This window comes from Gordonia sp. VNK1 (genome assembly GCF_040049135.1).
GTDB classification, from domain to species: domain Bacteria; phylum Actinomycetota; class Actinomycetes; order Mycobacteriales; family Mycobacteriaceae; genus Gordonia; species Gordonia oleivorans.
Genome location: NZ_JBDZDJ010000002.1, coordinates 253,811 through 277,221, shown reverse-complemented (window position 1 = coordinate 277,221; position 23,411 = coordinate 253,811). Strand labels below are relative to the sequence as shown.

19 protein-coding genes are annotated in these 23,411 nt (G+C 67.8%); 10 read left to right on the top strand and 9 right to left on the bottom strand.

The window, feature by feature from the left end; translation table 11 throughout:
• Positions 1 to 52: 52 nt before the first annotated feature.
• The 4 genes from qcrC to ABLE94_RS03260 all read left to right on the top strand — a co-directional run bounded on the left by qcrC (position 53) and on the right by ABLE94_RS03260 (position 5,463).
• Positions 53 to 982 carry a cytochrome bc1 complex diheme cytochrome c subunit gene (qcrC, locus tag ABLE94_RS03275; protein WP_348804122.1) on the top strand — a complete coding sequence of 310 codons (930 nt, stop codon included), beginning with the start codon at positions 53 to 55 and terminating at the stop codon, positions 980 to 982.
• Positions 979 to 2,154: a cytochrome bc1 complex Rieske iron-sulfur subunit gene (gene qcrA, locus ABLE94_RS03270; protein WP_348804123.1), complete on the top strand. Its 1,176-nt coding sequence runs from the start codon at positions 979 to 981 to the stop codon at positions 2,152 to 2,154. The genes qcrC and qcrA overlap by 4 nt, the downstream gene beginning before the upstream one ends.
• Positions 2,151 to 3,773: a cytochrome bc1 complex cytochrome b subunit gene (gene qcrB / locus ABLE94_RS03265; protein ID WP_348808051.1), complete on the top strand. Its 1,623-nt coding sequence runs from the start codon at positions 2,151 to 2,153 to the stop codon at positions 3,771 to 3,773. Before qcrA ends, qcrB begins: the two co-directional genes overlap by 4 nt.
• Before the next feature lie 175 nt (positions 3,774 to 3,948).
• Positions 3,949 to 5,463, top strand: a complete 1,515-nt coding sequence (locus tag ABLE94_RS03260; RefSeq protein WP_348808050.1) for a bifunctional phosphatase PAP2/diacylglycerol kinase family protein — start codon at positions 3,949 to 3,951, stop codon at positions 5,461 to 5,463.
• A 226-nt stretch (positions 5,464 to 5,689) separates the two neighbouring features.
• On the opposite strand, the gene ABLE94_RS03255 is transcribed toward ABLE94_RS03260, so the two are convergent.
• Together ABLE94_RS03255 and ctaC are read right to left on the bottom strand one after the other, a co-directional pair.
• Positions 5,690 to 6,106 (bottom strand): cytochrome c oxidase subunit 4, encoded by a 417-nt coding sequence (locus ABLE94_RS03255; RefSeq protein ID WP_348804126.1) that lies wholly within the window; start codon positions 6,104 to 6,106, stop codon positions 5,690 to 5,692.
• A gap of 6 nt (positions 6,107 to 6,112) precedes the next feature.
• Positions 6,113 to 7,228 (bottom strand): aa3-type cytochrome oxidase subunit II, encoded by a 1,116-nt coding sequence (gene ctaC, locus ABLE94_RS03250; protein ID WP_348808049.1) that lies wholly within the window; start codon positions 7,226 to 7,228, stop codon positions 6,113 to 6,115.
• Between the two features lie 366 nt (positions 7,229 to 7,594).
• On the opposite strand from ctaC, the gene asnB reads away from it, so the two are divergent.
• A complete protein-coding gene (asnB, locus tag ABLE94_RS03245) occupies positions 7,595 to 9,520 on the top strand; it encodes an asparagine synthase (glutamine-hydrolyzing) (RefSeq protein ID WP_348808101.1) in 1,926 nt (641 codons plus the stop codon).
• 387 nt (positions 9,521 to 9,907) lie between these two features.
• Here asnB and ABLE94_RS03240 read toward each other — a convergent pair whose 3' ends face one another.
• The 3 genes from ABLE94_RS03240 to ABLE94_RS03230 form a co-directional block, all read right to left on the bottom strand.
• Positions 9,908 to 10,879, bottom strand: a complete 972-nt coding sequence (locus ABLE94_RS03240; protein WP_348804128.1) for a carbohydrate kinase family protein — start codon at positions 10,877 to 10,879, stop codon at positions 9,908 to 9,910.
• Between the two features lie 137 nt (positions 10,880 to 11,016).
• The gene (locus ABLE94_RS03235; RefSeq protein ID WP_348804129.1) at positions 11,017 to 11,376 is read right to left on the bottom strand and encodes a HesB/IscA family protein; all 360 of its coding nucleotides are present in this window, start codon (positions 11,374 to 11,376) and stop codon (positions 11,017 to 11,019) included.
• Between the two features lie 224 nt (positions 11,377 to 11,600).
• On the bottom strand, positions 11,601 to 12,662 hold the full coding sequence (locus tag ABLE94_RS03230; RefSeq protein WP_348804130.1) for a glycerate kinase family protein: 1,062 nt from the start codon (positions 12,660 to 12,662) through the stop codon (positions 11,601 to 11,603).
• Positions 12,663 to 12,763: 101 nt separating this feature from the next.
• Here ABLE94_RS03230 and ABLE94_RS03225 point away from each other — a divergent pair, with 101 nt between their 5' ends.
• The 3 genes from ABLE94_RS03225 to ABLE94_RS03215 are packed head-to-tail and all read left to right on the top strand — an operon-like array spanning position 12,764 to position 16,095.
• The gene (locus tag ABLE94_RS03225) at positions 12,764 to 13,447 is read left to right on the top strand and encodes a DUF3043 domain-containing protein (protein ID WP_348804131.1); all 684 of its coding nucleotides are present in this window, start codon (positions 12,764 to 12,766) and stop codon (positions 13,445 to 13,447) included.
• A 9-nt stretch (positions 13,448 to 13,456) separates the two neighbouring features.
• Positions 13,457 to 15,265: a nicotinate-nucleotide--dimethylbenzimidazole phosphoribosyltransferase gene (gene cobT / locus ABLE94_RS03220; RefSeq protein ID WP_348804132.1), complete on the top strand. Its 1,809-nt coding sequence runs from the start codon at positions 13,457 to 13,459 to the stop codon at positions 15,263 to 15,265.
• Between the two features lie 11 nt (positions 15,266 to 15,276).
• Positions 15,277 to 16,095 carry an adenosylcobinamide-GDP ribazoletransferase gene (locus ABLE94_RS03215; protein WP_348804133.1) on the top strand — a complete coding sequence of 273 codons (819 nt, stop codon included), beginning with the start codon at positions 15,277 to 15,279 and terminating at the stop codon, positions 16,093 to 16,095.
• A 30-nt stretch (positions 16,096 to 16,125) separates the two neighbouring features.
• On the opposite strand, the gene ABLE94_RS03210 is transcribed toward ABLE94_RS03215, so the two are convergent.
• From ABLE94_RS03210 to ABLE94_RS03195, 4 genes are all read right to left on the bottom strand, one after another.
• A complete protein-coding gene (locus ABLE94_RS03210) occupies positions 16,126 to 16,686 on the bottom strand; it encodes a mycothiol transferase (RefSeq protein WP_348804134.1) in 561 nt (186 codons plus the stop codon).
• Between the two features lie 130 nt (positions 16,687 to 16,816).
• Complete coding sequence (locus tag ABLE94_RS03205) at positions 16,817 to 17,923, bottom strand: branched-chain amino acid aminotransferase (protein ID WP_348804135.1); 1,107 nt, start codon at positions 17,921 to 17,923, stop codon at positions 16,817 to 16,819.
• A gap of 65 nt (positions 17,924 to 17,988) precedes the next feature.
• On the bottom strand, positions 17,989 to 19,098 hold the full coding sequence (gene gcvT / locus ABLE94_RS03200) for a glycine cleavage system aminomethyltransferase GcvT (protein ID WP_348808048.1): 1,110 nt from the start codon (positions 19,096 to 19,098) through the stop codon (positions 17,989 to 17,991).
• 60 nt (positions 19,099 to 19,158) lie between these two features.
• Entirely contained in the window at positions 19,159 to 19,731 is a 573-nt protein-coding gene (locus tag ABLE94_RS03195) for a CHAP domain-containing protein (RefSeq protein ID WP_425476132.1), read from the bottom strand.
• A gap of 158 nt (positions 19,732 to 19,889) precedes the next feature.
• Here ABLE94_RS03195 and ABLE94_RS03190 point away from each other — a divergent pair, with 158 nt between their 5' ends.
• Both ABLE94_RS03190 and sucB read left to right on the top strand, forming a co-directional pair.
• The gene (locus ABLE94_RS03190; protein WP_348804138.1) at positions 19,890 to 21,416 is read left to right on the top strand and encodes a leucyl aminopeptidase; all 1,527 of its coding nucleotides are present in this window, start codon (positions 19,890 to 19,892) and stop codon (positions 21,414 to 21,416) included.
• A 221-nt stretch (positions 21,417 to 21,637) separates the two neighbouring features.
• Positions 21,638 to 23,404 carry a 2-oxoglutarate dehydrogenase, E2 component, dihydrolipoamide succinyltransferase gene (gene sucB / locus ABLE94_RS03185; RefSeq protein WP_348804139.1) on the top strand — a complete coding sequence of 589 codons (1,767 nt, stop codon included), beginning with the start codon at positions 21,638 to 21,640 and terminating at the stop codon, positions 23,402 to 23,404.
• Positions 23,405 to 23,411: the final 7 nt, after the last annotated feature.

The following is a 23,411-nucleotide window of genomic DNA, read 5'->3' as shown; positions in this document are numbered from 1 at the left end:
GCGGGATGACCCCCGCACAGCCCAGAGTCCGTCCGCTAGTAGAGAGACCAAGATGAGTTCATCTCCACCGCGATCGTCGGATAGCGACGCAGCAGACGCCGTCGACACGGTCGCGTCGTCGACTCCGTCGCCGACCGCGGCACGCAAGGCGAAATCGCGACGCAAGCTGCGTCGGCGTGCCAGCGGCACGCTCCTGCTGCTCGCCGGCCTGTTCATGGCCGGCATGATCGCGTCGCTGCTGACACCGAAGCCGCAGGTTGCCACCGCCGACGTCGACAACGCCGCGCTGATCACGGCCGGCAAGCAGCTGTACGAGACCTCGTGTGTGACCTGCCACGGCGCGAACCTGCAGGGCGTGCCCGACCGCGGTCCGTCGCTGCTCGGTGTCGGTGACGCCGCCGTGTACTTCCAGGTGTCCTCCGGTCGTATGCCCGCCGCTCGCGGTGAGGCCCAGGCGCTGCGCAAGCCGCCGAAGTTCACCACCGCGCAGATCGACCAGCTCGGCGCATTCGTGCAGTCGCAGGGCGGTGGCCCGACCGTGATGTACGAGCACAACCCGGACGGTTCGATCAAGACCGAGAACGGCGTGCGCGTCATCGCACAGGAATCGCTGCGTGGTGACAACCTCGGCCAGGGTGGCGAATTGTTCCGTCTCAACTGCGCCTCCTGCCACAACTTCACCGGTCGTGGTGGTGCGTTGTCCGGCGGTAAGTTCGCTCCCCCGCTCGACGGCGTGAAGGAACAGCAGATCTACACGGCCATGCTGACCGGCCCGCAGAACATGCCGAAGTTCTCCAACCGCCAACTCTCGACGGAGGAGAAGGAGAACATCATCGGCTTCATCAAGTACGTCACCGAGTCCAAGCCGCAGGGTGGCTTCGGCATCGGCGGATTCGGCCCGGTCAGCGAGGGCATGGTGATGTGGTTTGTCGGTGTCGTGGCAATTGTCGCCGCCGCGATGTGGATGGGATCTCGAGCATGAGCGCCAGCGGCAAGGACGTCCCCACCAAGGACGAACTCGATCAGATGAGCAATGACGATCTCGTCAAGCTCGGCACCAACCTCGACGGGGTGGAGATCATCCACCGCGGCGAGCGCTATCCCGAGCCGGGCACCGGCGTCGAGAAGCGCGCCGAGCGGCAGGTCGCCATCTGGCTGACCATCGCCGGGATCTCGGCCGTGGCCTGCTTCGTGATCTTCTGCTTCAACCACTGGCAGTTCGTCATGCCCAACGAGCCGAATTACTGGTGGTACACCCTCAACACGCCGTTGCTGGGCATCACCTTCGGCCTGTCGATCCTCGCGATCGGCGTCGCCCTGGTGCTGATCACCAAGAAGTTCCTGCCGTCGGAGATCTCGGTGCAGGACCGTCACGACGGTCCGGGTTCCAGTGACGTCGACAAGGCGACCATCGTCGCCGAGCTCAAGGACACCGGGACCACCTCCACCCTGGGTCGTCGCAAGATGATCATCGGCAGCGGCATCTTCGCCTTCGGTGCTCTGGCACTCACCGGCACCGTCGCCGCGCTCGGCGGGTTCATCAAGAATCCGTGGGCCAAGCGTGACGACGCACCGCTGTGGAACTCCGGCTGGTCGCCGATCTACAACTCCAAGACCGACCCGAACGAGACGGTGTTCCTGCGCCGCGACGTCGGTGATCCGCTGCGGGTCGCCCTGGTGCGTCCCGAGGATCTGGACTCGGGCGCGATGGAGACCGTCTTCCCGTGGCGCGTGTCCGACGGTCTCGGTGAGACCGAAGAGTCCCGCCACAAGCTGATCTGGGGTCTGCGTTACGTCAGCAACCCGGTCATGTTGATCCGTCTGCGTCCCGCCGACGCCGTCAGCGTGATCAAGCGCAAGGGGCAGGAGAGCTTCAACTACGGCGATTACTTCGCCTATACGAAGGTCTGCAGCCACCTCGGATGCCCGACGTCGCTCTACGAGCAGCGCACCAACCGCATCCTCTGCCCCTGCCACCAGTCGCAGTTCAATGCCCTCGACTCCGCCAAGCCGGTCTTCGGACCCGCGGCCCGGGCGCTGGCGCAGCTGCCGATCACGGTGAATGATCAGGGCTATATGGTCGCCAACGCCGCCATCAACCGCGGCAACTACATCGAACCCGTCGGACCGGCATTCTGGGAGCGTGACTCATGACCATCGCCGACCGCATGGCAACGCAGGCCGAAGAGGTCGACTCGCGGTATCACCTCGCCGCGGGCATGCGTCGCCAGATCAACAAGGTCTTCCCGACGCACTGGTCGTTCCTGCTCGGTGAGGTCGCGCTCTACAGCTTCATCATCCTGCTGCTGTCGGGTGTGTACCTGACCCTGTTCTTCGACCCGTCGATGAGTGAGGTCATCTACCAGGGCGACTACGAACCCCTCAAGGGCGTGATGATGACGCGCGCCTACGAGACGACGCTGAACATCTCGTTCGAGGTGCGTGGCGGCCTGTTCGTCCGGCAGATCCATCACTGGGCGGCCCTGCTGTTCGCCGCGTCGATCATCATCCACATGGCGCGCATCTTCTTCACCGGTGCGTTCCGTCGGCCCCGTGAGGCCAACTGGATCATCGGCTGCCTGCTGCTGATCCTGGCGATGTTCGAGGGATTCTTCGGCTACTCACTGCCCGACGACCTGCTCTCCGGCACCGGCGTCCGCGCCGCCATGAGTGGCATCGTGCTCGGTCTTCCGTTGGTGGGCACCTGGATTCACTGGGCGTTGTTCGGTGGTCAGTTCCCCGGCGAGATCATCATCCCGCGCCTGTACGTGCTGCACATCCTGCTGTTCCCGGGCATCATCCTGGCGCTGATCGGTGCTCACCTGGCGCTGGTCTGGTACCAGAAGCACACTCAGTTCCCCGGCCCCGGCCGCACCGAGAAGAACGTCGTCGGCGTGCGCATCATGCCGGTGTTCGCCGCCAAGGGTGGCGCGATGTTCGCGATGGTCACCGGCATCCTGGCGATCATGGCCGGTATCTTCCAGATCAATCCGGTGTGGGTTCTCGGCCCGTACAACCCGGCGCAGGTCTCGGCAGGTTCACAGCCCGACATCTACATGATGTGGACCGACGGTCTGGTACGTCTGATACCCGCGTGGGAACTCTATCTGGGCCACTACACAATTCCGTCGGTGTTCTGGACGGTCGTGGTCATCACGCTCATGTTCGTCGGGATGTTCGCCTACCCGTGGATCGAGAAGCGCCTGACCGGCGACGATGCGCACCACAATCTGTTGCAGCGTCCGCGTGACACCCCGGTCCGCACCGGTATCGGAGCGATGGCGTTCTCCTTCTACATCCTGCTCACGCTGATGTGTATGAACGACATCATCGCGTTGAAGTTCCATGTCTCCGTCAACGCGGTCACCTGGTTCGGGCGTATCGGCATGATCGTCATTCCGCCACTCGCCTACTTCATCGCCTACCGGTGGGCACTGGCGTTGCAACGCAGCGACCGTGCGGTGCTGGCCCACGGCATCGAGACCGGCATCATCAAGCGCCTGCCGCAGGGCGAGTACATCGAACTGCATCAGCCGCTCGGCCCGGTCGACAGCCATGGTCACCCGATCCCGTTGCCGTACGAGGGCGCCGCGGTCCCGAAGCGGATGAACAAGCTCGGTTCCGCCGGTGCACCGGGCACGGGTTCGATCCTGACGGCCGATCCGCCGGAGCAGCAGACCCGCAACATCGCCCACGAGCACGAGCAGGAAATCGCCGAGACCAAGGCCCTGCGCGAACTCCAGGCCAAGGGCGGCAATCCGCTCGAGGACTAGTCCAGGGCGAGAATCGCGCCCGCACAATCGAATACCGAGGTCCCCGCTGGGACGCCCACCTGCTACAGGTACATCCGGGCGTCTGAGCGGGGACCTTCTCGTCGGCGTTCGCCACGCCCCTCCCCTCCCCCACCCACTACCTCCACGACGGCACACCTGCCGATACGGTGAACCCATGCCCCGCATTCCACTCGGTCGCCGGCAGAGCCGCGCGGTGAGCCGCCAGATCCGCAAGGTCACCCGCGGCATGGGTTCACTCGACTCCGCGATCTACGACTCGATCGCCGGATCGCCGAGTCCGCTGCTCGATGCGACGATGCCACCGCTGACCCACGCCGCCGACCACAGCAAGCTCTGGTTCGCGATCGCGGTGGCCATGGGTCTCAGCGGCCGACCGAACCTGCAACGCGGCGCGGTCCGCGGAGTGGGTTCGCTGGCGGTGACCAGCGTGTTGACCAACCAGTTCGCCAAACGTGTTCGGCGACGCCCACGTCCCTCGTCGTCGCTGGTTCCGGTCCCACGACGAGGACGGTCGATACCCCGGTCGAATTCGCTGCCCTCGGGACACTCGGCGAGTGCCGCGGCCTTCGCCACCGGGGTCGCCATCGAGAGCCCCGTTGCGGGTCTGGCCTTGTCCGCGTTGGCCGGGCTCGTCGGACTGTCGCGGGTGGCCACCGGCGCGCACTACCCCGGTGATGTCGCGATCGGACTCGGCATCGGCGCGGCGGTGGCGACCGCCGGAGCGCAGGTCGCCCCACCGATCGTGCGCCGGCGCATTTCCATTCCGGCGCCGACCACCGTCGACGGACCTTCGATCGGCGACGGCACCGGCGTCACCGTGCTGGTGAACCCATCTTCCGGGCAGGGGTCCGGCGAACAGATCTGCCGCCGCATCGTCGACGAACTCCCGGGGGCCGCCATCGTCGATCTCTCCACCCTCGACGATTACGCCGCGGCCGCCCATCGCGCGGCGGAGTCCGCGCAGGTCCTGGCTGTCGTGGGTGGCGACGGTACCGTCGCCACCGTCGCGTCCGCGGCGCTGACAGCCGACATCCCGCTTGCGGTGTTCGCCGCGGGAACCTTCAACCACTTCGCCCGCGACATCGGCACTCCCACCGCCGACGACACCCTCGCCGCGATGCGCGACGGGCGCATCTGCCGCGTGGACGCCGCCCGCCTCAACGACGACCGGGTCATTCTCAACACCGCGTCGATCGGGGCCTATCCGCATTTCGTCCGCACCCGCCAGCGCGTCGAGAGCCGCACCGGCAAGGCGATGGGCTCGGTCATCGCCGCCGTGCACGTGCTCCGGCATTCCCGCCCACAACGTATCCGCGTCAACAACGAGGACCTCGACGTCACCCTCTTCCTGCTGGGCAGCTCGATGTACGGGTCGTCGGGATTCGCACCGGCCCGCCGTGAACGCCTCGACGACGGTCTCCTCGATGTCCGGTTCCTCGTCGCCGGGCCCCGCTTCGCCTTCCTGCGCGTCGTCTACGGTCTACTGACCGGACGTCTGCAGCGATCACAGGCCTACCGGGAGATGCAGGTTCCCGAGTTCACCTTCACCGCCGATGAGCCCGTGGTGATCGCGCACGACGGCGAAATCGGCGAGTCGTACGACGAGGCCACGATCACCGTCTTCTACCGCGCACTGCAGATCTACGGATCGAGCATCACCCCTCGCTGACAGTGCCCACCCCCGACACTGACAGCGCTCTGTCCGACGTTGACAGCGCTCTGTCCGACGTTGACAGCGCTCTCGAATGCGTTGACAGCGCCGTCTTGGAAGTCAGGTGAGAGCGCCGTTGATGTGGAACGCGCTCAACGTTCATGGCGGGTGCACCAGACAACACAACAGCCGCATCCCCACGCGGGGAATGCGGCTGTATGTAGCAGCTTTCAGTGCTTCTCGGTCAGTGCTTTTCCGGGCCGACGTGGTACTCGAACACCAGGCCACAGGCGCTGCCGATGATGCAGGCGGCCGCGAAAATGGCCAGCCAGATGTTGCCGGTGGCGAAGGCGATCGCAAACATCGCGGCCGAACCGGCGATGAGGATCGGCCACCACGAGTGCGGACTGAAGAAACCGAGTTCGCCTGCGCCGTCCTCGATCTCGGCATCCTCGTAGTCTTCCGGACGGATCTCGACGCGACGGGCGACGAACCGGAAGTACGTGCCCGCGATCAGCGTCAAACCACCACTGAAGAACATGGCGACCACACCGACCCACTCGACGCCACGCGAGGTGAACACTGTGCACAGCGTGTAGATGATGGCGGCGAGGAAGAAGAACGCCGTGAGCAGCTCGAAGAGCCTCGCTTCAACCTTCATTGGACGTCACGCTCCTTGAGGGGTGCAGCCGGGGATACGGGTGTTGTTCGGGTCGCCGGTGGCGGTGGCGGTGCCATTACTCTTGCGACGGGTGTCGAACGGGACGGTCACCACGGACTCGGGCTGCTGGCAGATCGCCTGCAGCGCTTCACCGTTGGTGGCGTCCGGATTCGTGTCGCGGTAGCGCAGGTACCGCTCGAAATCGGCCGGCGAGACCGCGCGGACCTCGAAGTTCATCATCGAGTGGTAGGTGCCGCACATTTCCGCACAACGCCCGACGAAGGCGCCCTCACGTTCGATCTTCTCGATCTGGAAGACGTTGTCGGTGTGGTTCTGCTCGGGGAAGGGCATCACGTCGCGCTTGAACAGGAACTCGGGGACCCAGAACGAGTGCACGACGTCCGCGGCGGCCAGTTCGAACTGGATACGCTGATCGGTCGGCAGCACCAGCACCGGGATCGTGGTCGAGGTACCGAGCGTCTCGATCTTGTCGAACCGCAGGTAGTTACGGATGTCGTCGTCACGTCCGCCGGCCGGACCCGGAAGGGGCTCGCCGTGATGGGTGTTCTCCTGCAGCTGCAGATCAAACGGACTGCCCAGCGCACTGGGGAACTCGGTGCGTTGGCCACCCAACTCGGCTTCGCGGTAACCGAACTTCCAATTCCACTGGAAGGCGGTTACATCGACGACGACCTTCGGATCGTCGGTCTTCTTCTCGACCTGGTTCTGCACGATCACGGTGAAGTAGAACAGGACCGCGATGATGACGAAGGGAATGGCGGTGTAGGTCAGTTCCAGCGGCACGTTGTAGGCCGTCTGCCGCGGGAACTCGTCCTTACCGTCCTTGTGGCGATGGAAGGTGATGGTCCAGAAGATCAGGGCCCACACCAGGATGCCCATCAGCAACGCGGCGATGACCGACCACGTCCACAGCTTGCGCATCACCTCGGCCTCGGGGGTCACACCGACCGGCCAGCCAAACCGCACGATCTCCTCGCCGCTGCATCCCGTCATCAACAGCGCGCCGACGGCGAGGATCGCGACGATCCCGAGCCGCTTCACCGTCCGCGACGCGGACGAAACACGTCGGGCCGGGGGCCGTCCACCGTGTGCCAATTTCACGCCTTCCTGCTCGCTCGTCGCGACGGGACGTCGGACGAGTCGCATGCCACATGACCTGCCTGGACGCGCCACATCCGCCGACTCCCGGCCCGATCGGCCGAACGCCCACGGACACCACGATTCCCACCGTGGCCGCGCCCATGTACTACGCAGCGTAGACCAACTCCCGGGAACTTTTTCGGTTGGGGTGGATCAGCGCGTCGAATTCCGCAACCCCGCCCCCAGAAGGCCTGTTCGCGTGGGATTCTGCGCACCGGCCGGGCCATGCGATCCGGCCCCTCCGGCACCGATACGGCATACTCGGACGCGGCCGGGACGCCGTGCGCCCGGAACCGTTCCATCGAGTGACAAAGGGTGACGTATCTGGTGTGTGGCTTGCTTGGTCTGCTGACCTCCGACGGTTCGGCGGCCACCGCCGTCGACCTCATCGCAACGGCCTCGCACTGCATGCGCCACCGCGGCCCCGACGAGCCGGGCACCTGGCACGACGACGATCTCGTCCTCGGGTTCAATCGACTGTCGATCATCGACATCGAGCACTCCCATCAACCGCTGCGGTGGGGGCCGCCGGAGAATCCCGAGCGCTACGCCCTCGTGTTCAACGGGGAGATCTACAACTACCTCGAGATCCGCGCCGAACTGGCCGCCGACGAGCACGCCGTCTTCCACACCGAAGGTGACGGCGAGGCCATCGTCGCCGCATTCCATTACTGGGGACCCGACGCCGTCCGGCGCCTACGCGGCATGTTCGCGTTCGCGATCTGGGACACCGAGACCCGCACCCTGTTTCTCGCACGCGACCCGTTCGGCATCAAACCCATGTTCCTCGCGACCGGGCCCGGCGGCACCGCCTTCGGCAGCGAGAAGAAGAGCGTCCTCGAACTCCTCGACCGGCTCGCCCTCCCCCACGATCTCGACCCCCGCGCGCTCGAGCACTACACCGTGCTGCAATACGTTCCCGAACCGGAAACCCTGCACGCCGGCATCCGCCGGCTCGAGTCCGGCTGTCATGCGACCCTCCGGCCAGGGCAGCCACCCTCGGTCACCCGCTACTTCGCACCGCAGTTCACCGTGCGCCCGTTCACCCACGCCGACCGCCAGAAGCGCTACGACGAGATCGCCGACGTCCTCGCCGACTCGGTGGCCAAGCACATGCGCGCCGACGTCACCGTCGGCTCGTTCCTGTCCGGCGGCATCGACTCCACCGCCATCGCGGCCCTAGCGATCCGCCACAATCCCGACCTGATCACCTTCACCACCGGATTCGAGCGCGACGGCTACTCCGAGGTCGACGTCGCCGTCGAATCGGCCGAGGCGATCGGCGCACGCCACATCGTCAAGGTCGTCGACGAGAACGAATTCATCGCCGCCCTCCCCAAGATCGTCTGGTACCTCGACGATCCCGTCGCCGACCCCGCCCTGGTGCCCCTGTACTTTGTCGCCGCCGAGGCGCGCAAACACGTCAAGGTGGTGCTCTCCGGCGAAGGCGCCGACGAACTCTTCGGCGGCTACACCATCTACAAGGAACCACTGTCGCTGGCGACATTCGACAAACTCCCGGGCTCTCTGCGCCGACTCGCCGGACGGGTCTCCGACCGGATCCCCGAGGGCACCCGCGGCAAGAGTCTGCTGCACCGCGGTTCACTGACCCTCGAGGACCGCTACTACGGCAACGCCCGCAGCTTCGACGACGCGCGCCTGCGTGCCGTGCTCAAGGAGTACCGTCCCGAATGGACCCACACCGACGTCACGGCACCCATCTACGCCCGCAGCCAGGGGTGGGACCCCGTCGCCCGGATGCAGCACATCGACCTGTTCACCTGGCTGCGCGGCGACATCCTGGTCAAGGCCGACAAGATGACCATGGCCAACTCGCTCGAACTGCGCGTGCCATTCCTCGACCCCGAGGTGTTCAAGATCGCCGAGGCACTGCCCTTCGACGAGAAGATCTCCCACGGCACCACCAAATACGCACTGCGCAAGGCGCTCGAACAGATCGTCCCGCCGCATGTGCTGCACCGCAAGAAACTCGGCTTCCCCGTGCCCATCCGCCACTGGCTGGCCGGTGGCCAGATGTACGACTGGGCCCGCGACACCATCACCACCTCACAGACCGAGCACCTGCTCAACAAGCCCGCCATCCTGGCGATGCTCGACGAGCACCGCGACGGCGTCGTCGACAACAGCCGACGCCTCTGGACCCTGCTGATGTTCATGGTGTGGCACGCGATCTTCGTCGAAAAGACCCTCGTCCCCGACATCACCGATCGGACGTACCCGGTGAGATTGTAATTTGGCGCCGGCTCCGCCGGCGCGTGCCCGGCGGGCCAAAGCACCACGTCTTCCTCCTCATCGCATCGTCGCTTCGCTCCTCGCTCTTCGTCGTGCAGACGTGGCGCGCCCGCCGGGCGTGGTCGTCCAGATGAGTGCCGGGTGGGCGCTGGCTAGTTCGGCACCCGCCGCGGGCGTGGTGAGCGGGTTTGCGAGGACTCACCACGACGAAAACCTTTGAGCGACACGCACAATCGGCCCACCTCGCGAGTCCGCGCCGGCAACGAGCCAGTCGCGTCGGGTCTGCACGACGAAGAGCGGGCGAAGCCGCCGCGTTGAGCTCCGTCGAAATGATGCGCTGAGGAGGAAGACCCGACGCCAAAGCCTGGCGTGTTGGCGGCGCGGACTCTAGAAAACAGCAGCGATTTCTTTGGCCGCCTCAGCCCCGTAGGCGCCTTCGATGCGCGCGATGGCCGCGTCGTGATCCCAGTTCCAGTCCTGCGTGGACACCGTCTCCAGGACGAGCACCGCGACCATCGAACCGAGTTGCGCGGCGCGTTCGAAGCCGAGTCCCTTGCTCACCGCGGTGAGGAAGCCCGCGCGGAAGCCGTCGCCGACGCCGGTCGGATCGACCTTGGCGGTCTCCGGGACCACGGGGACGTGAATGCGACTGCCGTCGCGCTCGATGATCTCGACGCCGCCGGCGCCGAGGGTGGTGATGCGGGTGCCGACCATCTCCGCGACCCGATCCTCGGTGAGTCCGGTCTTCTCGCGCAGCAGTCCCCACTCGTACTCGTTGGTGAACAGGTACGTCGCGCCGTCGATGAGGGTGCGGGCGGCCTCGCCGTCGAGACGCGCGAGCTGCTGCGACGGATCGGCGGCGAACGGGATGCCCAGGTCGCGGCATTCGGCGGTGTGGGCGACCATCGCCTCGGGGTCGTCGGCGCCGATCAGGACGAGGTCGGGTGTCGCGGTCTGCGCGATCACGTCGGCCAGCGCGATCTCGCGGGCCTCACTCATCGCCCCCGCATAGAAGAAGGCGAGCTGCGCCATGGCCTCATCGGTGGTGCAGGTGAATCGGGCCGTCTGATGCTGATCGGACACGCGCACGGCCTGGCAGTCGACGCCGCGCTTCTCGAGCCATTCGCGGTAGTCGGCGAAGTCGGCGCCGACCGCACCGATGAGGACCGGTGCGCCACCGAGTTCTCCCATCGCATAGCAGATGTTGCCCGCCACACCGCCGCGACGAACCACGAGATCCTCGGCGAGGAAGCTCAACGAGATGTGATCGAGGTGATCACCGAGCAGTTGCTCGGAGAACTTGCCGGGGAACTTCATCAGATGGTCGGTCGCGATCGAGCCACACACAAAGATGCTCACGGGTCAGATCAGCCCTTCATTCGGTCCACGTTCAACGACCCTTCACGCTACCGACCGGACCGTCGACGCAAACGACCGCATCCCCACCCGATCCATTCGGGTGGGGATGCGGTCGTGATCGCTCGAGTCGGCGGGGCTCAGTTGAAGGAGTCGCCGCAGGCGCAGCTGCCGGTCGCGTTCGGGTTATCGATGGTGAAACCCTGCTTCTCGATGGTGTCGACGAAGTCGATGGTCGCTCCCTGGACATACGGGGCGCTCATCCGGTCGACGGCGAGGGTGACGCCGGCGAAGTCGGCGGTGAGGTCACCGTCGAGGCTGCGGTCGTCGAAGAACAGTTGGTACCGCAGGCCGGCGCAACCGCCGGGCTGGACGGCGATCCGCAGCGACAGATCGTCGCGACCCTCCTGATCGAGCAGTGCCTTGGCCTTCGAGGCGGCGGCGTCGGTCAGGATGACCCCCGTGTCGGTCACGGCGCCGGATTCGTTCTGCACGGTCATCGATGCTCCTCAGTGCTTGTCAGTACCCGTCTGAAGTACTTGCTCTCATGTATTTCTCGAGGCCGGCCACCACGGTCGCCGGTTCCTTCGGGGCTGGTCCGTCCGAACACCCCCGCGCACGTACGCGGGACGCACGTTTACACGCTTACGCCATCAACGGTACCTTGTCGCCCGGTATTCCCGCCGGAGGCGAGTGGTTCACCGGCAACACCGCGGCCCTGAGCTCAATCCCATGCCTCGGCGATCGTGGTGACCATCGACTCGAGTTGATGATCGGCATCGTCCATCGCGAGCTGCACCGAACCGGCATGATCGACGATGGCGTACGCGGCCGCGATCCCGGCACCCGCGATCTCCTCGGCGCTCAGCGCCACCTGTCCCGCGACGACGACGGTCGGGACCCCCGCGGCCTGTGCCGAGGAGGTCAGCGCCGAGACGACCTTGCCCTTCAGCGTCTGCGAATCGAACTTCCCTTCCCCGGTGATCAGGAGATCGGCTCGCGCCATGTCCCCATCACGGTCGGTGGCCTCGGCGACCACCGACGCACCCGAGATCCGCCGACCGCCCAGCGCCAGGAGCGCGGCACCCAACCCACCGGCGGCGCCGGCACCCTCCTGCGCGCTGATGTCGCGACCCGCCATGGTCGCCAGCACCCGGTTCCACTGGGTCATGCGTTCCTCGAGTCGCGACAGGGCGTCGGCGTCGGCGCCCTTCTGCGGGCCGAACACCGCGACCGCACCGCTCGGACCGAGCAAGGGATTCTCCACGTCGGAGGCCGCGACGATGTCGACGTCGGCACATCGGGCCTTCGCCTGCGCCGGACCGCCGAGGGCGTCGATGAGTCCGCGTCCGCCGTCACTGCTCGCGCTGCCGCCGAGTCCGACGACGATCGAGGTGGCACCGGCGGTCAAGGCGGCATCGACGAGTTGTCCGACCCCGACGGTGTCGGCGGCCAATGCGGTGCGGGGGGTCGGCGCACCACCGAGTTGATGCAGGCCGCATGCCTGGGCGCATTCGATGTAGGCGACCGGCCGCTGCGGGTCACGATCATCGAGCAGCCACTGCGCGCTCACCGCCGCACCCAGCGGGCCGGGGACGGTCTCGGTGTGCACGGTTCCGAAGCGATCGGCGAGCACCGCGACGAAGCCGGGGCCACCGTCGGATTGGGGTGCGTGGACGAGGTCGTCGTCGGGGCGCGACGCCGACCATCCCCGGGCGATGGCGTCGGCCGCGGCCACCGCGGTGAGGGTGTTTCCGAAGGAGTCCGGTGCGATCAGGATGCGCATCGCGCCCCCCGCCCGCCGATGTGGAATGCCCATGCCGCCATGCGCGGCAAGTATAGGGAGGTCTGCGCATCGCGGCAGCGCGGATCACCTACGCTCGAAGTGTGAAGCTGCCATGGAAGAAGGACGATTCCGCGCCGGCGTCCGGTGCCGACGAGGCGTCGGATGTCGATGATGCGACGGGTTCGGTGGATCTCGCCAAGTCCGAGCGGGGCAGCGCGTACACACCGGGTAAGGGGCGGCCGACGCCCTCACGCAAGCAGGCGCAGGGACGTCGACGCGGACCGGTGGCGCCCCCGCCGACGACCCGCGCCGAGGCCCGCGCCCGCAAGAAAGAGCTCAAGAGCTCGATGAGCAAGGAAGAGAAGAAGGCGGTGGCCGCCGACCGTCGGGCGCAGCGTCTCGAGCAGCGCGAGAAGATGATGGCCGGCGACGAGCGGTATCTGATGCCGCGCGACAAGGGTGACGTGCGCCGCTACACCCGCAACATCGTCGATTCCCGGCGCAATTTCGCCGGGTTGTTCATGCCCTTCGCGATCGTGCTGATCGTCGTCATGTTCGTGCCGTCGATCGCGGTGTACTCGACCTTCCTGCTGGTCGCCTTCGTCGTGCTGATGGCGATCGACGGCGTGATCCTGGGCCGGCTGGTCAGCAAGCGGGTGCGCGAACGCTACCCCGACAGCACCGACGGCGGCCTCAAGCTCGGCTGGTATGCGTTCACCCGCGCGATGCAGCTGCGTCAGATGCGGGCACCCAAGCCGCAGGTGTCCGTCGGCGACGAGGTCTGACGGTCTCAGATGGCCACATCGGGGACACGCACCCTCGTCCTGGGCGGCGTGCGGTCGGGCAAGTCGACCTTTGGCGAGTCACTGCTCCGCGCAGCCGACCGGGTCAGCTACATCGCCACGGGTCCGACCCTGACCTCGGACGCCGAGTGGACGGCTCGGGTCGAACGGCACCGCGCCCGCCGCGACGCGCGCTACACCACCGTCGAGACCACCTCGCTCGCCGAGCACCTGCACGCGAATCCCGACGGCGCCACCCTCGTCGACGACCTCGGCAACTGGCTCGCCGCTCGGCTGGATGCGACGCAGGCCTGGTCGGCACCGGTTGCCCCGGACCGGGCGGCCGAGACCGCCTACCTGTGCGCCGGGATCGCCGCGCATCGTGGCGATCTGGTGCTCATCAGCTCCGAGGTCGGCATGTCCCCGGTGGCCCCGACGCCGGCCGGGCGCCTGTTCCAGGACGAGTTGGGTGCTCTCAACGAGGCGGTGGCCCGGGTCTGCGACCGCGTGGTGCTGGTGGTCGCGGGCCGCGTCGTCGAGCTCGCCGTTCCGCCGACGGTGTCCGCTCCCGCCCCGGTGCCGGCGACAGCCACCCCACCGACAGCGCCCGAATCGTCGTTGACAGCGCCCGAAACGTCGTTGACAGCGCCCGAAACCCCGTTGACAGCGCCCGCGATTCCACTGACAGCGCTCGATCCGACCGACGCCGAGGTCTTCTCGGCGATCGCCCCGCCCGATGAGGATGTCGCCGAGGCGGCCCGGGCCCGTCAGCGGGACCTCACCAAACCGGTCGGATCGCTGGGCCGCATGGAGGAACTCGGGGTGTGGATCTCGGCGTGCCAGGGGGTGTGCCCGCCACGGGCGATCGAGGCACCGTCGGTGGTCGTGTTCGCCGGCGACCACGGCGTCGCCCGGTCCGGTGGGGTGTCGGCCTACCCGCCGGAGGTCACCGCGCAGATGGTCGCCAACATCGCCGGCGGGGGCGCCGCCGTCAACGTCCTCGCCCGCCGATGCGGTGCCCACGTGCGCGTGGTCGACATGGCGGTGGACGCCGACACCGCACCCGAGGTCTCGACCTACAAGGTGCGCCGTTCGAGCAACGATCTCCGTATCACCGATGCCCTGACGGTCACCGAGGCGCGGACCGCGATCGCCGCCGGACGCGCCATCGCCGACGACCTCGTCGACTCCGGCACGGATCTGCTCATCGCCGGCGACATGGGTATCGGCAACACGACGCCGTCGGCGGTCATCATCGGCACGCTGACCCGGCACGAGCCGGTCGAGGTGGTCGGCCGCGGCACCGGCATCGACGATGAGGGCTGGATGCGCAAGACGGCCGCGATCCGCGACGGGATGCGCCGCGGGCGCAGGCACCGCAGCGATCCCCTGGCTCTGGTCGCGGCGGTCGGCGGTGCCGACATCGCCGCGATGGCCGGCTTCCTCGCGCAGGCCGCCAAACGGCGCACCCCGGTGATCCTCGACGGCGTGGTGGTCACCGCCGCGGCGCTGATCGCGATCGAGATGGCGCCGGGCGCCACCCGGTGGTGGCTGGCCGGACACCGGTCGGCCGAACCGGCGCATTCGATCGCGTTGGAGTACCTCGACCTCGAACCGCTGATGGAGTTGTCGATGCGACTCGGCGAGGGTACCGGCGCGTTGACCGCACTGCCCACGGTGATCTCGGCGGTCGACGTCATGCGCTCCATGTCGACGTTCGGCGAGGCCGGGGTATCCGGCGCCGACGCCGCGGGTCCGGATACCGACGCCGGCGACGCCAGCCCGGATTCGACTGCGCCGCAGCCGATACCGACCAGCTGAGCGACTCGCCGATGCTCACCGTGCGCGGCGTCGTCGTCGCCTTCTCGTGGCTGACCGTGCTGCCGGTGCCGCATCGTTGGACACCCTCCGATCCGGACCGCGCGACCGGGCGGGCGGTGATGGCCGCAGTACCCGTGGTCGGCATGGCCCTCGGCGCGCTCGTCAGCGCACTCGCGTGGGGTCTGTCGCACACCGACGCACCACCCGCACTCATCGGAATCCTCGTGGTGGCCGCACTGGCCCTGCTGACCCGAGGGATGCACGTCGACGGTCTGGCCGACACCGCCGACGGCCTCGGCTGCTACGGACCGCCGGAGCGGGTCGCCGAGGTCATGCGCTCGGGTTCGGTGGGACCGTTCGGGGTGGTGACGCTCATCGTGGTGATCGCCGCCGAGATCGTCGGATTCGCCACACTCACCGCCGAAGGCCGTTGGTGGGAGCTGGCTTTCGCGATCACCCTGGGGCGGGTCGCCGCGGTGATCGCCACCCGCCGGTCGTTGCCGCCGGCCCATGAGAACGGTTTCGGATCGATGGTGGCGGGCACTCAGCGAGTGTCAGTCGCTCTCTGGTCGATCATCGCCGTCGGGGCAGGCGTGATACTCGGCGGGTGCACGACCGAGGCGTCGGGATTCTCGATGTCGGGATTCTCCCTGTCTGGATTTTCGATGACGGGAGCCACCCAACTCGGCGTCATCACGCTCGTCGCACTCGCCGTGACCTGGGTGTTCTCCGCCCACTGTGCGCGGCGGATGGGTGGCATCACCGGCGACGTGCTCGGTGCGGTCATCGAGATCGGCACCGCGGTCACGCTCGTCGGCATACTCCTCTGACCGCACCCCGCCCCTCGGCCGTCGGCGACCTCAGGCGTCGGCGCGGGCGTTCAGTTCGTACGAGTTCGCACCGTCGAGCGCCTCACGGATGATGTCGGCATGCCCGGCATGCCGCGCGACCTCGGTCATCAGATGGTCGAAAACCCAACGGGCATTCCATGAGTCGAGATCGTCGGGGAACCACGGCGCCTCGGGTACCGGAACCCGCGTGTCCAGGTCGATCCCCGCGACCCGCGCGGGCACCGAGTCGAGAACCCGGTCGTAGATCGTCAGGACCTCGTCCAGGGTCAGTTCGGGAAGTTCGGCGCCGCCGAAGAACCCGTCACCCAATCCCATCCGCTCGGACACCGAGACGATCACGTCCCGGGTCCGTGGTTGCGGTGCGATCTCGACGGCGTTGATCCATTGTTCGACGCCCTGGGCGATGTGGGTGAGCAACCCGAGGATCGACAGCGCGCTGGGCACCGGTGTCCGTCGCGACTGCTCGTCGGTGAGCCCGTGAGCGCTGGTCCGCAGTTGACCCATCTGCTGAACCAGGAACCGGGCGATGGCGTCGTGCTCGTCGGTGACGGGCGGGGCGAGAAAACCCATGATGTTCTCCTCTGATCGGGGCGATGCTGCCACCAGCATCGCGCGCATTGCGGACAATGTGCGTCCGCAATGCGCGCGAGGGAGAAATCCGGGGTGAAACGTCCGGCTCAGTGCCGGTGGGGCCCTGCGCTCAGCGCCGGTAGAGCTCCGTCATCCAGCCGTGGGTGTCGGCGAACTTTCCACGCTGGATGCCGGTGAGGGTGTCGCGCAGTGCGAGGGTCACCTCACCCGGTTGACCGTCGCCGATGGCGTAATCGTCGGTCTCGCTCTTGACGTGGCCGACGGGGGTGATCACGGCGGCGGTGCCGCAGGCGAACACCTCGGTGATGTCTCCGGAGGCCACGCCCTTGCGCAGTTCCTCGGTTGAGATCTTGCGTTCCTCGACGGCGAATCCGGCATCGATCGCCAGGGTCAGCAGCGATTCCCGGGTGATACCGGGCAGCAGCGATCCGGTGAGCTCCGGGGTGACCAGGCGCGCATCGGCACCGGAACCGAACACGAAGAACAGGTTCATGCCGCCCATCTCCTCGATGAAGCGGCGCTCGATGGCGTCGAGCCACACGACCTGATCGCATCCCTTGGCGGTGGCCTGCTGCTGGGCGAGGAAGCTCGCGGCGTAGTTTCCGCCGCACTTGGCGAAGCCGGTGCCGCCGGGCACCGCGCGGACGTACTCGGTGGACAGCCACACGCTGACGGGCCGGATGCCGCCGGAGAAGTAGGCGCCGGCCGGTGAGGCGATGACGCAGTACCGGTATTCCGACGACGGCGCGTTGACGCCGAGTCCGGCCTGCGAGGCGAACATGAACGGGCGGAGGTAGAGCGCCTCTTCGCCGCCGGCGGCGGGCACCCACTCGTTGTCGGCGTCGAGAAGTGCGCGCAGTGAGCCGAGGAAGTCCTCGACCGACAGCGGCGGCATCGCCAGCCGTTCTCCCGACCGCTGCAGACGCAGGCCGTTGGCCTCCGGCCGGAACGCGGCGATCGAGCCGTCGGGCTGCCGGTAGGCCTTGAGGCCCTCGAAGACCTCCTGCCCGTAATGCAGCACCATCGCCGACGGGTCGAGCGCGATCGGACCGTAGGGCGTCACCTTCGCGTTGTGCCACCCGCGGTCCACGTCGTAATCCACCATCACCATGTTGTCGGTGAAGTACTTGCCGAAACCGGGCGCGGCGAGAATGTCCGCGCGCTGCGACTCCGACACCGGATGGGGATGCTCGGTACGGGTGAACTGCAAGGTCATTGGCCAATGGTACCGCCGCCGGGCAACGTGTTTCTCCCCCGCCCGTCGCGTGCGGTGAGCGGACGCTACACGTGCGACGGCACGAACGGCGGGATGAGCACCTCGACGGGGAGCTCTCGCCCGCGCACGTCGACGACGATCTGCGCACCCTTGCCGACACCGGACGCGGTGTCGATCAGCGCGAGCGCGATGCCCTGTTTCAGGGTCGGGGAGAAGGTGCCGGACGTGCATTCTCCGATCACCTCGCCGCCGGGTCCGCCGAGCACCGCACATCCGGCCCGGGGCACGCCGCGACCGGTGGCGCGCAGACCGTAGAGCCGGCGTTTCGGTCCGGCTTCCTTCTCCGCCAATAGTGCTGCGCGACCGAAGAATTCGGGTTTGTCCCAGCCCACCGCCCAACTACACCGCGCCTGGATCGGGGTGATGTCCACGGACAGTTCGTGACCGTGCAGCGCATACCCCATCTCGGTGCGCAACGTGTCGCGGGCGCCGAGGCCGGCGGGCAGGCCACCGGCCGCGCTGACCTGACTCAGCAGGGCGTCGAACACCGCGCCGGCGTCGTCCCACCGCGGCAGGATCTCGTAGCCGCGTTCGCCGGTGTACCCGGTCCGGCACACCCGCACCGGGTAGGTGGCGTCGCCGGCGGACAGGCCGGCATCGGCGAAGGCCATGTACTCCATGTCGGTGGGCAGACCGACGGCGGCGAGCACCTCGGGACTCTTCGGTCCCTGCACCGCGAACACCGCGAAGTCGCGGTGCTGGTCGGTCACCGTCACCCCATCGGGGGCGACGGCCGTCAGCGCCGCCACCACCGACGCGGTGTTGGCGGCATTCGGCACCAGGAAAACCTCGTCGGGCCCGACGAGATAGGCGATCAGATCGTCGACGACGCCACCGGAATCGTTGCAGCACAACGTATATTGAGCCTTGCCCACGCCGATCTTGCCGAGGTCGTTGGTGAGCGTGGCGTTGACGAAGTCGGTGGCTCCGGGCCCGGCCACGAGCGCCTTGCCGAGGTGACTGACATCGAAGATGCCGACCGCCTCGCGCACCGCGGTGTGCTCGGCGACGGTGCCCGAATACGACACCGGCATGTCCCACCCACCGAACTCGGCGAAGGAGGCGCCGAGGGCCTGATGACGGTCTGCGATCGGTCCGGCCAGAAGCTCAGTCATGGCCTAGAACCTACCGCGTCCACCCGGACCCGCCGCAGCGTCCGTCAGCGCGGGAGTCCCTCATCCGGCGGCCGGCACACCGAAACCCTGCACTCCCTCGTCGTCGCCCAGATCGGCGGTGTGCAAGGTGATGCCGTCCGGCGGCTGATTGCCACCGACGGTGCTCACCCGATCGCCGTCGACCGCGACGACGATGTTGGTGTGCTGCCCCCACGGGCTCGGGTGGTCGTAGACGACGATGTCGCCGGGTTGCGGACGGTACTGCACGCCACGCCAGCGGCCGGAATCGCGCAGATAGTCCGTCAGCGTCGCCACACCCGGGATACGCCAGGAACCGGAGTTCGGATTGCGCAGCGGCACACCGGATTCGCGCATCACGGCACTGACGAAGTCGGCGCACCACGGTTCGTCGACGCCCTCGGAGAAGGTGGTCGCGGGCGCGTTCGCGTCGTATTCGCGGTGAACGGCCTCGATGATCGCGCGCCGCCGCGGGTCGAGCGCGGCGGTGTCGACGGCGGGGAAGGCGGGCCGGGCCGACGGCACCAGCCCCCCGACCGCCCGCGACAACGGATCGCCGTCACCGCCCACCGCCCGCACCCCGATCACCGCGGCCACGCAGGCGACGACGAGCAGCACGCCGATACCGAGGGCCCATCGCGTCCGCGACCGTGGCGAGTTCACCGCAGATCTCACCGTGCCGAGAATAGAAGGACGCGGTGACCCCGGCCGCAACCCTCCGACGCGCGAATGACGGGCCACCCGGGCGACGTCGCTGTGGCAATGTGGACCGGGTGAGCAAGAACGAGAACGTCGACCGCACGCGCGGCCCCCAGATCACCCTGACCACGTCGCTCGACAAGAAGGACGAGGCACTCGTCGTGGGCCTGTTGTCGGCCGCCGGCGATACCGACGACTCCCCCACATTGCTGCTGGCCGCCGACGTCCTCGACGACGCGCAGGCCGCCCAGATCAGCGCCGGGCTCGCGGCGCTCGGCGCGACCGGATCGCACGGCGAGGTCACCCGGATCGCCGCGCCGGAATCACTCGGGGTCTCCGTCGTCGTGGCCGTCGGCCTCGGCGACGAGGCGTCGGCCGACGATCCCGAGAAGGTGCGTCAGGCCGCCGGCGTGGTGGCCCGCGCCCTCGACGGTTTCGATCAGGTCGCCACCACCTTGGCCGCCGCCGACCTGCAGGCCGCGACCGAGGGCCTGTTCCTCGGCGCGTACCGCTTCGACGAGTTCCGCTCGGAGAAGTCGGCACCGAAGAAGCTGCCGCCCACCACCATCGACCTGCTCGTCGATTCCGCGTCCAAGACCGCGAAGGCCGATCTCGCGCACGCGCTCGCGGTGGCCGATTCGGTGGCGATCGCCCGCGACTTCGTCAACACCCCGCCGAGTCACCTGTATCCGGAGGAGTTCGCCGAACGCGCCCGCGCCCTCGGATCGAAGGCCGGCCTCAAGGTGGAGATCCTCGACTTCGACTCCCTGGAGAAGGGCGGCTACGGCGGCATCGTGGGTGTCGGCAAGGGCTCGTCGCGCCTGCCGCGCCTGGTCCGTCTCAGCCACACCGGCAAGAAGTCGGCCAAGAAGGTCGCCCTCGTCGGCAAGGGCATCACCTTCGACACCGGCGGCATCTCCATCAAACCGGCCGCCAACATGGATCAGATGACCTCCGACATGGGAGGTGCGGCCGCGGTGATCGCCGCGACCATCCTGGCCGCGCGCCTGGAGTTGCCGGTGTCGGTGACCGCGACGGTGCCGATGGCCGAGAACATGCCGTCGGGAACCGCGCAGCGCCCCGGAGACGTGCTCACCCAGTACGGCGGCATGACCGTGGAGGTCCTCAACACCGACGCCGAGGGCCGGCTGGTGCTGGCCGACGCGATGGTCCGCGCCGGCGAGGACGACCCCGATTATCTGATCGACACCGCCACCCTGACCGGGGCGCAGATGGTGGCCCTGGGCACCCGCACCCCCGGCGTGATGGGGACCGACGAGTTCCGCGATCGCGTGGCGACCCTGTCCCAGGAGGTCGGCGAGAACGCCTGGCCGATGCCGCTTCCGGCGGAACTGCGCGCCGATCTCAAGTCCCGTGTCGCCGACATCGCCAACGTCACCCCGGCCCGCTGGGGCGGCATGCTCGCGGCCGGACTCTTCCTCAAGGAGTTCGTGCCCGAGGGAGTGCAGTGGGCCCACATCGACATCGCCGGACCCGCTTTCAACACCGGCGGCCCCTGGGGATACACCCCCAAGGGTGGTACGGGCGTACCGGTTCGGACGATCGCACGGGTCCTCGAGGACATCGCCGAGAACGGCTGAGGCGGGGTCGCCGCGGGGCGCGGCGACAACAGGCCGGCCGTGGCGGCGGTCAACACACGGGCACCGAATGTTCGGACACGTCAGGACTGGCCGACCCTCGCCGGGTAGGGTTTAGCCGGAGGGCGGCCGACCACCCAGACGCCGCCCGGGACCGATGGCGCACACACCGTCGGCCCACCGGATCATCGGACCCACCGCGTCGAGTTCAGGAGTCAACAGCAATGGCCTTCTCCGTCCAAATGCCCGCCCTTGGTGAGAGTGTCACCGAGGGGACAGTCACCCGGTGGCTGAAGGAGGAAGGCGACACGGTCGAGGCCGACGAGCCCTTGCTGGAGGTCTCCACCGACAAGGTCGACACGGAGATCCCCGCCCCCGCATCGGGCGTGCTGACCAAGATCATCGCCCAGGAGGACGACGTCGTCGAGATCGGCGGCGAACTGGCGCTGATCGGTGAGGCCGGCGAGTCCGCGGGCGATTCCGACGACTCGGGCTCCGACGATTCGGGCTCCGAGGATTCGGCCGGGGGCGACGAGCCCACCGACGCCGGCGAACCCGAAGAAGCTGCCGAAGCACCGTCGACCGAGGCCGACGCCCCCGCCGAGAAGCCCGCCGCCACCGGCGGCAGCGGCGCCTCCGGAACCGATGTGGTGATGCCCGCCCTGGGCGAGTCGGTCACCGAGGGCACCGTGACCAACTGGCTCAAGGCCGTCGGCGACGAGGTCGCCGAAGACGAACCGCTGCTGGAGGTCTCGACCGACAAGGTCGACACCGAGATCCCGTCACCGGTGGCCGGCACGCTGCTGGAGATCTTCGCGCAGGAGGATGACGTCGTCGAGGTCGGCGGCAAGCTCGCGGTGATCGGCGATGCCTCCGCGGCCACCTCCGCTCCCGAGCCGGAACCCGAACCGGAACCCGAGCCCGAGCCGGAACCCGCGAAGGAAGAGGCCGCGCCGGCCCCGGCCAAGACGGAGGCCGAACCGGTCAAGGTCGAATCTGCTCCTCCCGCAGATGATTCCAATGATCTGCAGTCGACGCCGTATGTGACGCCGCTGGTGCGCAAGCTGGCCGCCGAGAACGACATCGACCTGTCGAGCCTCAAGGGCACTGGTGTCGGTGGTCGCATCCGCAAGCAGGATGTGCTCGCCGCGGCCGAGGCCAAGAAGGCGCCGGCCCCCGAACCCGAGGCGCCTGCCGCTCCGGCACCGGCAGCCGCTCCCGCCGCCGCCGCGCCGAAGGCGTCCCCGGAGGTCAACCCCGACCTCGCGGCGCTGCGCGGCACCACGCAGAAGATCAACCGGATTCGGCAGATCACCGCGAAGAAGACCCGCGAGTCGCTGCAGACGAGCGCGCAGCTCACCCAGGTCTTCGAGGTCGACATGACCAAGATCGTGACGCTGCGCAAGGCCGCGAAGGATTCGTTCAAGGCGTCCGAGGGGGTCAACCTCACCTTCCTGCCGTTCATCGCGAAGGCCGTCGTCGAGTCGCTCAAGCTGCATCCGAACGTCAACGCCTCCATCGACGAGGACAAGAAGGAGATCACCTACTACGACAAGGTGCATCTCGGTATCGCCGTGGACACCCCGCAGGGACTCCTGTCGCCGGTGATCCACAACGCCGACGATCTCTCGATCGCCGGGCTGGCCCGCGCCATCGCCGACATCGCCTCGCGTGCCCGCAGTAACGGTCTCAAGCCCGACGAGTTGGCCGGCGGCACGTTCACCATCACCAACATCGGCAGCCAGGGCGCCTTGTTCGACACCCCGATCCTGGTCCCGCCGCAGGCGGCGATGCTCGGCACCGGTGCGATCGTCAAGCGTCCGGTCGTCATCACCACCGACGGCTCGGAGTCGATCGCCGTGCGGTCGATGTCGTATCTGCCGCTGACCTACGATCACCGCCTCATCGACGGTGCCGACGCCGGTCGCTTCCTGACGACCATCAAGAAGCGACTCGAGGCCGGCGAGTTCGCCGCCGACCTCGGGCTCTAGGGCCACG